Raw genomic sequence first — 13,353 nt, forward strand, 5'->3', positions numbered from 1 at the left:
GAACCGCTCTGATATATTTTGGTTTAACGTTAAACCATCTTCCATACATGGGAGGCGCCGCCAGATGGCACCGCGAAAACCGCCCGCAAAACCGAACATCTCCAAGGAAGAGCTTCTGACCTATTACCGCGAAATGCTGCTGATCCGGCGTTTCGAGGAAAAGGCGGGGCAGCTTTACGGCATGGGACTGATCGGAGGGTTCTGCCACCTCTATATCGGCCAGGAGGCCGTCGTCGTCGGGCTCGAGGCCGCAGCCGAAGAAGGCGACAAGCGCGTGACCTCGTACCGCGACCATGGCCATATGCTGGCCTGCGGGATGGACCCGAAAGGCGTGATGGCCGAGCTGACCGGTCGTCAGGACGGCTATTCAAAGGGCAAGGGCGGGTCGATGCACATGTTCTCGAAGGAGCGCCATTTCTATGGCGGCCACGGGATCGTCGGCGCCCAGGTGCCGATCGGCGCGGGCCTGGCCTTCTCGGACAAGTACAAGGGCAATGGCCGGGTGACCTTCACCTATTTCGGCGACGGCGCCGCGAACCAGGGTCAGGTCGCCGAGACCTACAACATGGCGCAGCTCTGGGACCTGCCGGTGATCTTCGTGATCGAGAACAACCAATATGCGATGGGCACTTCGGTCAAGCGCTCGACCAAAAGCCCGGATTTCTGGGAACGCGGCGCAGCCTTCGGCATTGCGGGCGAATCCGTCGACGGCATGGATGTGCTCGCTGTCAAAGCTGCGGGCGAGAAGGCGGTGGCCCACTGCCGCGCCGGCAAGGGCCCCTATATCCTCGAGGTCATGACCTATCGCTACCGCGGCCATTCGATGTCGGACCCGGCCAAGTACCGCTCGCGCGAGGAGGTCCAGAAGGTCCGCGAAGAGCGCGACGCGATCGAGAATGTGCGCGAGCTGATCCTGCAGGGCAAGCACGCGACCGAGGACGAGCTCAAGGAAATCGACAAGGAAATCAAGGCTGTGGTCAACGAGGCCGCCGAATTCGCCAAGGAAAGCCCGGAGCCCCCGCTCGACGAGCTCTATACCGACATCTATGCCGAAACGGCGCCGCAGAACGCCTGAGGAGGAGAGACAGACATGGCAACGGAAATCCTGATGCCCGCCCTCTCTCCGACGATGGAGGAAGGCACGCTGGCGAAATGGCTGGTCAAGGAAGGCGATACCGTCTCGGCGGGGGACATCCTCGCCGAGATCGAGACCGACAAGGCGACGATGGAATTCGAGGCCGTCGATGAAGGGATCATGGGCAAGATCCTGATCGCGGCGGGCACCGAGGGGGTGAAGGTCAATACCCCCATCGCCGTGCTGATCGAGGAGGGCGAAGATGCCGACGCGGCCGCGAAGGCCGCGCAGGAGGCCGCGCCTGCAGCCGACGCGGCGGGCAAGGCGGCCTCCGACGGAGGCTCCGCTCCCTCCGCCCCGGCCGCGCCGAAAGCCCCGGTGGCAGAGCCCGAGATCCCTTCGGGCACGAAGATGAAATCGACCACCGTGCGCGAGGCGCTGCGCGACGCCATGGCCGAAGAGATGCGCCGGGACGGGGATGTCTTCCTGATGGGCGAGGAAGTCGCCGAATATCAGGGCGCCTACAAGATCAGCCAGGGCCTGCTGGACGAGTTCGGCTCGAAGCGGGTGATCGACACCCCGATCACCGAACACGGCTTTGCCGGTCTCGGCGTCGGCGCCGGCTTCGGCGGGCTGCGCCCCATCGTCGAGTTCATGACCTTCAACTTCGCGATGCAGGCGATGGACCAGATCATCAACTCGGCCGCCAAGACGCTTTACATGTCGGGCGGCCAGATGGGCTGTCCCATCGTCTTCCGCGGCCCCAACGGTGCCGCCGCCCGCGTTGCCGCCCAGCACAGCCAGGACTATGCCGCCTGGTACGCGCATATCCCCGGCCTCAAGGTGGTCCAGCCCTATTCGGCCGCCGATGCCAAGGGTCTGCTCAAGACCGCGATCCGCGATCCGAACCCGGTAATCTTCCTCGAGAACGAGATCCTCTACGGGCGGAGCTTCGATGTCCCGGTCCTGGATGATTTCACCATCCCCTTCGGCAAGGCCCGGATCTGGCGCGAGGGCAAGGACGTGACGCTGGTGAGCTTCGGCATCGGCATGACCCATACGCTCGAGGCCGCAGATGTACTGGCCAAGGAGGGGATCGAGGCCGAGGTGATCGACCTGCGCACATTGCGCCCGCTCGACACCGCCACCGTGATCGAAAGCGTGAAGAAAACCAATCGCTGCGTCACCGTCGAGGAAGGCTTCCCGGTCTGCTCGATCGGCAACCACATCTCGGCCGTGCTGATGCAGGAGGCCTTCGACTGGCTCGACGCGCCGGTCATCAACTGCACCGGCAAGGACGTGCCCATGCCCTATGCGGCAAACCTGGAAAAGCTGGCGCTGGTGACCACGAAAGAGGTCGTCGAAGCCGCCCGCGCCGTAACCTATCGCTGAGGAGAGACAGACATGGCAACGGAAATCCTGATGCCCGCCCTCTCTCCGACGATGGAGGAAGGCACGCTGGCAAAATGGCTGGTCAAGGAGGGCGATACCGTCTCGGCGGGCGACCTTCTGGCCGAGATCGAGACCGACAAGGCGACGATGGAATTCGAAGCCGTCGATGAAGGCACGGTCGGAAAGATCCTGATCGAGGCCGGCACCGAAGGGGTCAAGGTCAACACTCCCATTGCCGTCCTGCTCGAGGAAGGCGAAAGCGCCGACGACATCGACAGCGCCGCGAAGGCGCCCGCGTCGGCACCCTCCCCGGAGGCCCCACGGGCCGACGCGGGCGGCAAGGCGGCCCCCGAAGGGGGCTCCGCGCCGGCCGCCGCCCCGCCTGCCCCCAGCAACGACCATGGCGAACGCGTCTTCGCCTCACCGCTTGCGCGCCGGATCGCGGCCGAGAAAGGGCTCGACCTGACTGCCATCGAAGGCTCGGGCCCGCGCGGCCGGATCGTCCGCGCCGATGTCGAGAAGGCCGGCGCCCAACCCAGGGCATCTCAAGCTGCGGCCGCCCCGGAGGCCAGCGCGGCTGCCACGATGCCCGCAGGCGCCTCGGCCGATGCCGTCGCGAAGATCTACGAGACCCGCGAGCACGAGGTCGTCACCCTCGACGGCATGCGCAAGACCATCGCCGCCCGCCTGACCGAGGCCAAGCAGACCATCCCGCACTTCTACCTGCGCCGCGACATCCGGCTCGACGCGCTGCTCGAGTTCCGCAGCACGCTCAATGCCCAGCTCGGCGCCCGGGGCGTCAAGCTTTCGGTCAACGACTTCATCATCAAGGCCTGCGCGCTGGCGCTCCAGCAGGTGCCCAAGGCCAATGCGGTCTGGGCCGGCGACCGCATCCTGCAGCTCAAGCCCTCCGATGTGGCGGTCGCCGTCGCCATCGAGGGCGGGCTCTTCACCCCCGTCCTGAAGGATGCCGAGACCAAGTCGCTCAGCCAGCTGTCGAAAGAGATGAAGGATCTGGCCACCCGCGCACGCGACCGCAAGCTCGCGCCGCAGGAATATCAGGGCGGAAGCTTCGCGATCTCCAATCTCGGAATGTACGGCATCGATAATTTCGATGCGGTGATCAACCCGCCGCATGGTGCCATCCTTGCCATCGGCGCGGGGGTGAAGAAGCCCGTCGTCAACGATGCCGGAGAGATCGAGGTCGCGACCGTAATGTCGGTCACGCTCAGCGTCGATCACCGGGTGATCGACGGCGCGCTCGGTGCCGAGCTGCTGCAGGCGATCCGGGACAATCTCGAAAACCCGCTGGCCATGCTGGCCTGAGCGGCCCCCGCCGATACCGGAAAGAAAAGGCCCGGCAGAACCGCCGGGCCTTTTTCCTGTCCGAAGGTCGGGTTCAATCCCCGTCGCAACCGCCCAGCCGGTGATCCATCATGACCGAGGGCTGATCGCAGCCCGCCTCGCCGACGATCTTCGCGGGCACCCCCGCCACGGTCGAACAGGGCGGCACATCCGACAGCACGACCGACCCCGCCGCGATCCGCGAGCAATGACCGACATGGATATTGCCAAGGACCTTGGCCCCCGCCCCGATGAGTACGCCATCGCCGATCTTCGGATGGCGGTCGCCATCGTCCTTGCCGGTCCCGCCCAGCGTGACCGAATGCAGCATCGAGACATTGTCACCGACAATGGCGGTTTCCCCGATCACGATGGAATGGGCATGGTCGATCATGATACCCTGCCCCATCCGGGCGGCCGGGTGAATATCGACGCCGAAGGCCTCCGAAACCCGCATCTGCACCAGATAGGCCATGTCGTGACGGCCCTGCCGCCAGAGCCAGTGTCCGACCCGGTAGGCCTGCAGCGCCTGATAGCCCTTGAAGAACAGGATGGGCTGAATGTAGCGATGACAGGCCGGATCGCGGTCATGAACCGCGGTCAGATCGATCCGCGCGGCCCGGCCCAGCGCCGGCTCGTCGGCATAGGCCTGATCGGCGATCTCCCGCAGAAGCTGCTCGGACATCTCGCCCGAAGACAGCTTCATCGCGAATCGGTAGGCCAGCGCATCCTCGAAGCCCGCATGATGCAAAAGGCTGGAATGCATGAGCCCGCCCAGCAACGGTTCGGCGCTCACAGCCTCCTCGGCCTCGGCGCAGATCCGCTTCCAGACCGGGTCGAGTTCGGCGAGGCGCGGCTTGATCTCGGGCATGAACGTTCCTCTTCGTTTCCGCCCCAGCTTACAGCAGAACCGCCCCGCCTTCCAAGATCAAGCCCATCGCGCGCAAAGACGTGAGTGTCCTCGTGCCGCGGCGGCATGGCGCAGCCCTCCCCATCCTTCCGCTCGCGCGCCAGCGACGGATCAGCATCGCGACGAAACCGCCCCCCGCTTGCCGTCACGCCAGGCCGCCAGCGCACCGAAAACCTGCGCCAGACAGCGGCAGTATTCAGCGTCGTCCAGGGATGGCTCCGGCGGCAGCTCCCAATTCTCGGCCAACGCCATCAGCGATCCGTTTCCCCAATCGGGATGCCCCCGTCCGAACCGCTTGCGATAGGCATCTGCCGCCTCGGCCTGCATCAGCAGCGCCCCGATCATCCGTCCGCGTTCGGCTGCGGGCAGGCGGTAAAGCGCCCGTGCCGCCGCCACCGCATCGCCATGAAGAACAGGGCGCATCCGCGACCTCAGACACTGGCCGGAAGGGAAAGCTCGGTGTAATGGACCGCAAGACGCACCAGACCACCGGTAAAGCTGCCCCCATCCGGGCTCAGCCTCAGCGGCATCGGCGCATAACCGGTGAGCGGCCTGCCAAGCACGCCCAGCACATAGGAATTGAGGCCAAGCCCCAGCCCCGAGCCGAAGCGGTTGTCAGATCCGTCCGCCCCGAGCCGCCAGCTGCTCAGCGTGCCGGTGATCTCCTCGATCACCCGTCCGGTCACACCGAACACGGTTGCATGCGACGGAATGACAACCGCTGTATTCTGCGCCCCGCCCGCCACCACCGGATGGTCGAATTCAAGCACCCGAAAGGCGATGCCTGCCCCCGAAGGCGCGAGGGCGCCGCCGACCGCGTCCCAGCCCCCGCCGGTCCAGCGCATATCGGCGCCCGCATCCACCACGAAGGCGCGCCAGCCGGTCAGGGGCGCCAGGAAGACCCAGCCGCCATTGTCCCGGAGCGCGATCCGACCGTCCTGCCCTTCCCACTCGCCCGCCGCTCCGGCCGGGACGCCCCAGGCCAGCCCGTCGGCCGCCCCCGGCGGCGGCGCAACCACTGTCAGGCTCTGCAACCGAAGCTGAACCAGCGCATCGAGGCGGATCAACGCCTCGTTCACGGTGACATGCTTCTGCGCCTGTGCTGCCTGCAGCAGCGGCAGGGACAGATTCGCGGTGTTAGCCATCGATCTCGATCCTCCGATAAGGTCCGGGTCCGAACTGATCGGACAGTTGTGCAACCTCGACGGCGAAGGGGACGACGGCCCCATCCGCCGCCTGCATGGCCGCCGTGTAGGTCCAGCCGGGCACGGTCACGGACTCGGCCCGCAATTCGTCCCCGGCAAGGGTCATGACCCGCAGCACATAAAGCTCGCGCGCCTCGCCAAGCGGCACCTCGACCGATGCCCAGCTGTCGCCGTCGAGCCGCGTGCGGCGCATCCAGCTCAGCGTCAGATCGCCCCCAGACTGCCTCCGTGCCCCGAGATGGCAAGGCGCATAAGGTCGAAGCCCGATCCCGTCGAAAGCCAGCTTTGCATGGCTGTAGCTCGGATCGTCATAGGCCTGCGTCCCCGGCCCGAAACGGTAATGCCGCGCAAGCCCCCGGGCCGAGGCAGGCAGGGCGATCTGCGACAGGCGCGCATCGATCAGGACGACCGTGCTGCCGACCGGCCAGAGCTCCGGCATGTGGGCCTCGGTTCCCGCCTGCCCCCTGAGCCGCCGCCGCAACTCGTAGGTCCCGGGCGCGACGAGCTCTGCTTCGGCAAACTGGAACAGCTCCCAACCCGCGGCATCGCCCGTTCCTATGGCCGCCAGATTTGCGCCCGCCAGCAGCTCGGCCTCCCCGACCGAGGACAGGGTTCCCGAGGCAATTTTCACCCGCAAGGCGGGTCCCCGGTCCCAACGTCCCGGCGCCGCCGCATGAAGCGGGGTCTCGGCAACCCCGATCACGGCCGGGCGCTCCAGCGTGGTGTTCAGGCTATACCCCGCATCCTCGACCGCCGCGTAAAGATCGACGCTTCCGGGCCAGGGCACCGCAGCTGCCGCCAGATAGGGCGCATGCGGCACCTCGTCTCCGGTCAGAAGCGGCAGATCCATGAACAGGGCATGGACCGGCACCGGTGCTGCGAAAGCGGCCTGGACCACGCCCCGATCCTCTATGCGGGGCGGCAGATACAGCCCGCGCTCGACCCGCACCGCCTCGATCCGGCGCGCCTCCCCGAGATCGACCCGGTCGATCCGGTAATCGCCGGAGGACAGATGCATGACATCGCCCGCCCCCACCGACAGCGATGACAACGGCAACGCCAGCTGCACCCGGTCGCGTGCGACACGCGATTCGGCAAGCCAGCGTTCGACGATGGCCTGCCCCTCGGCACCGGTCAGCACCAGCGGCAACTCGCTGGCCGAGACCGTCCGGCTGGGCTCGTCTGGAAAGATCGCCTCCGCGGCACGGGTCTCATAGGCGCCATCGGCCTCGATGAAGGACAACCGCACCCGCCCGGCAGTTTCCGCATCGGGCGTCCGGCTGTGTTCGATATCGCCCGCCAGCTCGCCGGTCCGGGCCAGATCGGCGGCATCGATGACCACACCCTCCCGGCCGTCGCGGTTGAAGAAGGTGATCCGCCCGTCGCGTTCGGCCGCCTCGATGCCATAGGCCAGCATCAAGGGCTGCAGCGCCGCCCGCGCCCCGGCGAGATCGCCGATGACATAGCCCCGCACCAGACCATAGACACCAGAGACATCCGGATCGGCAACGCCCGCCCCGGTGCAGATCTCGCGGATCACCGCATCCAGCGACTGAGCCGAGGCGCGCCCATTCAGCCAGTGGCCCCGGCCGTAATTGGCGCCATCCGACCAGAGCGCATGATTGCCCGGAAACTGCGGATAGGGCCGGGCATCCCATGCCCAGACATGGGCGCGGGACATGTCGACCATCGGCGCTCCGTAAAGCGCCGAGACCGGATTGATCGCGGGATCGGCCCAATAGCCCAGCATCGCCCGCAGATACTGATGCTGGATCAGGTCGTCGCGTGCGCCGGTCGAATAGGGCGGCAACGCGTTCTCCGAAGATTTCGGATCGCTGAAGAGGTTGGGCGCATTGGTGCCCTTGTCGACGGCCGGGCAGCCGAGCTCGGTGAACCAGATCGGCTTCGATTGCGGCACCCAGGCGGTCGGCTCCGCGCTGCGCACCCCGTCGATCCGGTCGTGATGGGCATTCTGCCACCAGCTCCGGAGATCCTTGTAGCGCCAGACCCAGGGCTCGCCATAAGCCCCATCGGAGATCGGGCTGCGGATCTGTGCATCGCGCGCCGCCTGCGAGGCGTAATACCAGTCGAACCCTTCTCCGCCCTCGATATTCGAGCGCAGATAGTCCTGATCGTAGATCGTTCCCCAACCGGCATCGGCATGCTCATCGCCATCGCGCCAGTCCGACAGCGGCATGTAATTGTCGATCCCGACGAAATCGATCGCAGGATCGGCCCAGAGCGGATCGAGATGGAACAGCACATCGCCTGTCCCGTCTTCGGGATGAAAACCGAAATATTCGCTCCAGTCGGCCGCATAGCCGATCTGGCAGGACGGGCCGACGATCTCGCGCACATCCGCCGCCAGCGCGCGCAGCGCGTCCACCGCCGGAAACCGCCCCTCCGCGCCCCGGATCGTCGTCAGCCCGCGCAGCTCCGAGCCGATGCAAAAGGCAGAGACCCCGCCCGCCAGAGCACACAGATGGGCGTAATGCAGGATGAAGCGGCGATAGCTCCACTCCTCCGGTCCCGAATACAGAATGCCCTGTCCGGAAACCGCGAAATCCTCCGGCCGCGCGGCCCCGAAGAACAGCGCCACCTCATCCTCGGCAAACCGGCTGCCATCGGTCGTGAAGGCGTGGCTCGGCGCGAAATTCAGCGTGATGCGACCGCGCCAGGGCAAGGGCGGCTGCCCCGCCGCCCCGGTATAGGGATCGATCAGGGAGTTGCCCGCAAGCTGGTCCATCAGAATGAACGGGTAGAAGACCGCCTCCTGCCCGCGCTGACGCAGCGCCCGGATCGCTTCGACGACACTGGCATCGGCCGGCGTACCGCCATAGACCGGCTTGCCGTCGACATGAGGCACGACTTCGGCCATGCTCCGGCTCAGCCCCGCGACCCGCCAGGGCATCGGCCGGCCGTCGAATTCAGTCTGCTCGACCTTGGGCCTGGGCCGCGCCACCGGCGCCCGCAGATCCGAGGCAAACCAGCTCACCACCAGAGAAACCGAGCCGACATTCGGCAATTCGCCCTGCAGCATGTCGAGAGATGTCGCAATGTCGGTCTTGCCGCTGGGGGTGTTGACATTGACCGAAGCGGCCTGCCCGGGCCCGTAGGAGAAATGAACCGGCGTCGTCGCCAATGCGTATTCACCCGTGCCCGGGATCAGAGCCATGCCCCGCACCAGCCCGGGCAGATCGTCAACCGCACCGGCGGCGCGGCGCACCACCTCGAAGGTCAGCTGCGGCACCCGGTTGCCGAACCGGGCCAGCTCCATGTCCTCGATCACGACATAGGCCGTCCCGCGATAGGCCGGAGCACGCCCCTCTCCTTCGACCGCCTCGATCAAGGCATCGGGCAGCTGGTCCTCCGCCCCGTCATAAACCCGCATCGTCAGAGATTGCGGCTCGATCTCGGTCCCGTCCGCCCAGATCCGGCCGACCCGGGCGATCCGACCTTCGCAAAGCGCGATGCCCAGGCTCACCGAATAGCTGTATTCCTTGACCTTGGGCTTGCTGGGCGCCCCCTTGCCGCCACCACGCGTGCTGACCGTCTCGCGAAAGCGCGAGGCCCAGATCACCTGCCCCGCGACCCGCGCCCGCCCCCAGAGCCGCCCCAGCGCCGCCCCCTCGCTTGCCCCGGTCAGGCGAAACCGCTCGACCTTGCCGGTCTCGACCGCCTGCGATCCGCTGCCCAGCAACTGCTGATCGATCACCCGCCCCAGCGTCGCACCGACCGCCCGGCCAAGGACCGCGCTCGACAGCCCCAGCACCGAGCCGCCCAGCGCCGAACCGGCCGCTGCGCCGGCCGCCGACAATACGATTGTCGCCATGGATCAGATCCTTTCCGGGAAGGCGAACCGGGCAACGATCCGCCGCGCCCAGGGCGCGGAGAGCGAGCTTTCGACGACGCCGCGGCCGGAATAGGCGTGAATGAAGCTGGGCATCTCGAACACCCGCCCCTGCAGGCCGAGATGCTTGGCCACCGTGTCGTCGCGCATCCGGAACAGGATGACATCGCCCTCGGCGGCCTCCTCCAGCGGTCGGACGAGAAGATGCCGCCTCGCCGCCCGCCACAGGACCTCCTCGCCCTGAGGCTCGGACCAGTCCGGCGTATAGGGCGGCACCTCTTCCGGCTCGCCGCCGTAAAGCGCGCGCCAGACGCCGCGCAACAGGCCCAGACAATCGGCCCCGGCGCCCCGCACCGTGCCCTGATGCCGATACGGCGTTCCGATCCAGCGCCGCGCCTCGGCGGCGGCCCGCTCTCCCATACTGATCATGACTTCAGACTTCCCCCGTCGTTCACACCGGCACGGGTCGGATAGCTCATCAGCCAATCCTCGCCCGGGATATCCGGAAACCCTCTGAAATTCAGGAAATTGTCGAACTTGCTGCGGCAGGTCTCGGCCCGCCGGTCGCAGCCCGCGATCAGCCGCAGAGTGTCCCCCGCGCCGACCGGGCCCCGGATCTCGGACCAGAGCTCGATCACCCGAAGCCCATTCTCCTCGCGATCGCCCTTGATCGCACCCGCAAGCCCGGCCGCGGGGCCCGACACCACCTCAAGCCGGCCCTGCTCGAACCAATGCGCCGCAAAGCCGGACAGCCCCTCGAAACGGAACGCCCGATGCCCGGTCACCGACACCGCAGCCAGGACGGTCGAGAAGCCCTCCTGCCCGGTGTCGAAACGACAGGCCCCATCGCCCAGAACCGCACCGCAGGGCACCTGATAGATCTGCCCCTGCGGCTGGTTCAGCCCCTCGGCCAGACCGCGCAGCTCGGCCTCGAAGGCCCCGGCCGTCCGGGTCATCTCGCCCAGCGTCCCGGTGAAGATCAGCGCGTGCTGTTCGGGCTCGCGCCAGTTCACCAGCCAGATCCTCAACCCCGCGCCGTCATAGCGTCCGGCCGAGATATCCTCCTCGGTGATCGCCTCCGAACTCAGCGCCGAAACCGCAGCCGAATTGTCGACGGAAAGCCCGGTGGTCTGGCTCAGCGCCCGCGCCGTCATGCCGGTATCGGCGCGGAAGGTGATCCCGCCAAAGACAAGATCGCGGTCGTGATCGGTGAATCCCAGCACGACGCCGTCCCGCCGGACCAGCGCCCAAGCCCGGGCAAGCGTTGTCGCACCGCTTTCCAGATGCGCCAGAAATGTCCCCGACAGCGCCATCAGATCCGCAGCTCCACCACAGGAACCGAGGGCACTTCGCCTGCCCGGAAGCTCTCGACCGAGCTTTGGATCCGATCGGTATCGAAGCGCACCGGCACATCGAATTCGAACCCTGCGGTAACGACCGCTCCCACAGGCGGCGCCTCGGCCAGCGTCACCAGACCGGAGGCGAGGTCGATCATGTAATCGGCCGGCGCGAACAGCTCGATCCCGTCCTGGGCCAGCCGAACCGTGCCCGCGACCGGCTTTGCGATCGGCCGCACATAGGACTGCCCGCCCGAGGCATAGGTTTTCCGAAGCTGGAACCGGACCGTGGCGCCATCGCCCGAACCGATCACCTGATCGCCCGGTGCGACATCGGCCGAGGGGCGGCAGGACTTGTAATCCGACCAGTCCTTCCAGCGGAACCCGTAAAGCTGGCCGCGCCGCGCCTCGAAGAAGGCGATCAGCTGCTCGACATCGTCGAGCGAACTCATTGCGACCCCGGCATCATAGCGTCGTCGGGCATGCTCCCAGGGGGTGTTGCGCTCCTCGAAGCCGTTGGCGAGGGTGACGATCTCGGTCCGGCGCTCGGGCCCCCCCACCGAGCCGAAGCTGAGATTGGCCGGGAAACGGACTTCGTGAAATGCCATAGGCGGTTTCCTCCCTCACCTGTTGCGCTGGGCGCGCGAGAGCAGGCGACTCATCTCGGCCGCGATCTGGCTCTGACTGCGCGCAAACCCCTGCACGTCCGGCGTGTTGATGTTCATGACGATCTGGATCGGCCGCGCCGGGCCGCCGCTGTCCGACCGCACGCCAAGGCGGCCATCGGCGCCGCGCGACAGCGGCAGGATCGCCTCGGGCCCGGCCTCGCCCATCAGCCCGGTCGCGCCCCGCATCGGAAAATACGTTGCCTGCGCCACGATGCCCCCGGAGGCAAAGGGAACGACTCGCCCCTGCGAGAAGCTCGCCCCCCTGGCAAAGGGCAAGGCGGCGCCCATCAGCCCCTCGATCCCGCTCGCAATCAACCCGCTCAGCTGCCCCTGCACCGGCTTCACGGCTGCGGCATAGGTCGCGTTGGCCACCGAATTGGCGACCGATTTCAGCGCGTCCGAGAGTTTCATCCCATCGAAGACCAACCCGTCGAAAGCCCCCCTCAGGCCGCGCCCGATGGCATTCGACAGCGACCCCACCTCGCGATTGGTCAGCGTCAGCGTGTCCCGCATCCGCAGAAGTCCCAGCTCGAAGGCCGCCGCGGTCCCGCTCGCCCCCCCCAGGGTCGTCTCCAGCGCCTCCAGTTGCGCCTCGAATGTCTCGATGTCCTCAGCCTCTGCCATGGCCTATCCTTCGCCCCTCGTTTTGTCCGGAAAGGCGCGAGCCAGTTCCTCCAGCCGCACCCGGCTCATGGGGGCAGGCCCGCCATCGGCCCCCAGCATCAGCATCAGTTCGGCAGGCGTAAGCCCCCAGAACTCGGACGGCCTCAATCCCAGCCCCCGGATGCCCGCGCGCATCAGCGCGCCCCAGTCAAAGCCCATCGTGTTTCGCCTCGGGCAGGGTGAAGGCCCGCGCCAGAAGCTGCGCGGCAGCCTGAGCGGCGGCGATCGGGCCGCCCCCGATATCTGCCTCGGCCAGATCGGAGGTCGTTCCCTGCCAGCCGCCGCCGCGCAACCCGGCAAGCAAAAGTGCGATCACGTCGCGGGTCGCGAAATGCCCCTCTTCGTAGCGCTCGATCAGCGCAAGCAGCGTATCGGCGCCCAGCGCCGCCTCCAGTTCGGCCAATGCGCCGAGCGTAAGCTTGAGAACCTGACGCTCTCCGTCGACCATCAGCGCCACTTCTCCTGCATGGGGATTTGGCATGGTCACATCGCCGTAAAGCTGAGGACACCGGCCGAGGCGAGCGTCATTTCATAGGTGGCCTCGCCATTATGGCTGCCGGCATATTCCAGGCTGCTGACCTGAAACCGCCCTTCGACGACCCCGAAATCCGGGATCACCAGCTGGAAAAGCGGCGTGAGACCGTCGAAGAAGACCTGCCGGGCACGGGCATCGGTCTCGGCATCCTTGAAGACGCCCGAACCGCTGATCGTGGCGGTCTTGACCCCCGCACCGGCCAGCAATTCACGCCAGCCCCCCTGGCTTTCCAGGCTGGTCACGTCGACCGGCTCGGCATTGAAGCTGATGCGCGAGGCCCGCAGCCCCGCGAAGGTCGAGAAGTCTCCCGAGCCGGAGAGGTCGACCTTGATGAGAAGATCCTTGCCGTTCTGCGCCGTCATTTCGCGTACTCC

General features: G+C 66.9%; 14 protein-coding genes. 3 read left to right on the top strand and 11 right to left on the bottom strand.

All coding sequences use genetic code 11. The annotated features are described in order from the left end of the window. The first annotated feature begins 64 nt into the window (after positions 1-64). The 3 genes from pdhA to B5V46_RS11580 are packed head-to-tail and all read left to right on the top strand — an operon-like array spanning position 65 to position 3,793. The gene (gene pdhA / locus B5V46_RS11570; protein WP_080616745.1) at positions 65-1,075 is read left to right on the top strand and encodes a pyruvate dehydrogenase (acetyl-transferring) E1 component subunit alpha; all 1,011 of its coding nucleotides are present in this window, start codon (positions 65-67) and stop codon (positions 1,073-1,075) included. Between the two features lie 15 nt (positions 1,076-1,090). Beyond that, complete coding sequence (locus B5V46_RS11575) at positions 1,091-2,467, top strand: pyruvate dehydrogenase complex E1 component subunit beta (RefSeq protein ID WP_080616746.1); 1,377 nt, start codon at positions 1,091-1,093, stop codon at positions 2,465-2,467. A gap of 12 nt (positions 2,468-2,479) precedes the next feature. After that, on the top strand, positions 2,480-3,793 hold the full coding sequence (locus B5V46_RS11580) for a pyruvate dehydrogenase complex dihydrolipoamide acetyltransferase (protein ID WP_080616747.1): 1,314 nt from the start codon (positions 2,480-2,482) through the stop codon (positions 3,791-3,793). A gap of 73 nt (positions 3,794-3,866) precedes the next feature. Here B5V46_RS11580 and cysE read toward each other — a convergent pair whose 3' ends face one another. The 11 genes from cysE to B5V46_RS11635 all read right to left on the bottom strand — a co-directional run bounded on the left by cysE (position 3,867) and on the right by B5V46_RS11635 (position 13,341). Continuing rightward, positions 3,867-4,682: a serine O-acetyltransferase gene (cysE, locus tag B5V46_RS11585; RefSeq protein WP_080616748.1), complete on the bottom strand. Its 816-nt coding sequence runs from the start codon at positions 4,680-4,682 to the stop codon at positions 3,867-3,869. A 150-nt stretch (positions 4,683-4,832) separates the two neighbouring features. Then, the gene (locus B5V46_RS11590; RefSeq protein WP_196774236.1) at positions 4,833-5,144 is read right to left on the bottom strand and encodes a hypothetical protein; all 312 of its coding nucleotides are present in this window, start codon (positions 5,142-5,144) and stop codon (positions 4,833-4,835) included. A gap of 8 nt (positions 5,145-5,152) precedes the next feature. Beyond that, positions 5,153-5,866: a DUF2793 domain-containing protein gene (locus B5V46_RS11595; RefSeq protein ID WP_080616749.1), complete on the bottom strand. Its 714-nt coding sequence runs from the start codon at positions 5,864-5,866 to the stop codon at positions 5,153-5,155. Then, the gene (locus B5V46_RS11600) at positions 5,859-9,758 is read right to left on the bottom strand and encodes a glycoside hydrolase/phage tail family protein (protein WP_080616750.1); all 3,900 of its coding nucleotides are present in this window, start codon (positions 9,756-9,758) and stop codon (positions 5,859-5,861) included. Before B5V46_RS11600 ends, B5V46_RS11595 begins: the two co-directional genes overlap by 8 nt. A gap of 3 nt (positions 9,759-9,761) precedes the next feature. After that, complete coding sequence (locus B5V46_RS11605; protein WP_080616751.1) at positions 9,762-10,205, bottom strand: NlpC/P60 family protein; 444 nt, start codon at positions 10,203-10,205, stop codon at positions 9,762-9,764. Beyond that, a complete protein-coding gene (locus B5V46_RS11610; RefSeq protein WP_080616752.1) occupies positions 10,202-11,089 on the bottom strand; it encodes a DUF2163 domain-containing protein in 888 nt (295 codons plus the stop codon). The genes B5V46_RS11605 and B5V46_RS11610 overlap by 4 nt, the downstream gene beginning before the upstream one ends. Continuing rightward, positions 11,089-11,721 carry a DUF2460 domain-containing protein gene (locus B5V46_RS11615; protein WP_080616753.1) on the bottom strand — a complete coding sequence of 211 codons (633 nt, stop codon included), beginning with the start codon at positions 11,719-11,721 and terminating at the stop codon, positions 11,089-11,091. The genes B5V46_RS11610 and B5V46_RS11615 overlap by 1 nt, the downstream gene beginning before the upstream one ends. A gap of 15 nt (positions 11,722-11,736) precedes the next feature. Next, the gene (locus B5V46_RS11620) at positions 11,737-12,405 is read right to left on the bottom strand and encodes a phage tail tape measure protein (protein WP_080616754.1); all 669 of its coding nucleotides are present in this window, start codon (positions 12,403-12,405) and stop codon (positions 11,737-11,739) included. 3 nt (positions 12,406-12,408) lie between these two features. Continuing rightward, entirely contained in the window at positions 12,409-12,603 is a 195-nt protein-coding gene (locus B5V46_RS11625; protein WP_080616755.1) for a rcc01693 family protein, read from the bottom strand. Next, positions 12,593-12,925 (bottom strand): gene transfer agent family protein, encoded by a 333-nt coding sequence (locus tag B5V46_RS11630; RefSeq protein ID WP_080616756.1) that lies wholly within the window; start codon positions 12,923-12,925, stop codon positions 12,593-12,595. The genes B5V46_RS11625 and B5V46_RS11630 overlap by 11 nt, the downstream gene beginning before the upstream one ends. A gap of 2 nt (positions 12,926-12,927) precedes the next feature. Next, on the bottom strand, positions 12,928-13,341 hold the full coding sequence (locus tag B5V46_RS11635; protein ID WP_080616757.1) for a phage major tail protein, TP901-1 family: 414 nt from the start codon (positions 13,339-13,341) through the stop codon (positions 12,928-12,930). Positions 13,342-13,353 lie beyond the last annotated feature (12 nt).

This window comes from Rhodovulum sp. MB263, assembly GCF_002073975.1.
Taxonomy (GTDB): Bacteria; Pseudomonadota; Alphaproteobacteria; order Rhodobacterales; family Rhodobacteraceae; genus Rhodovulum.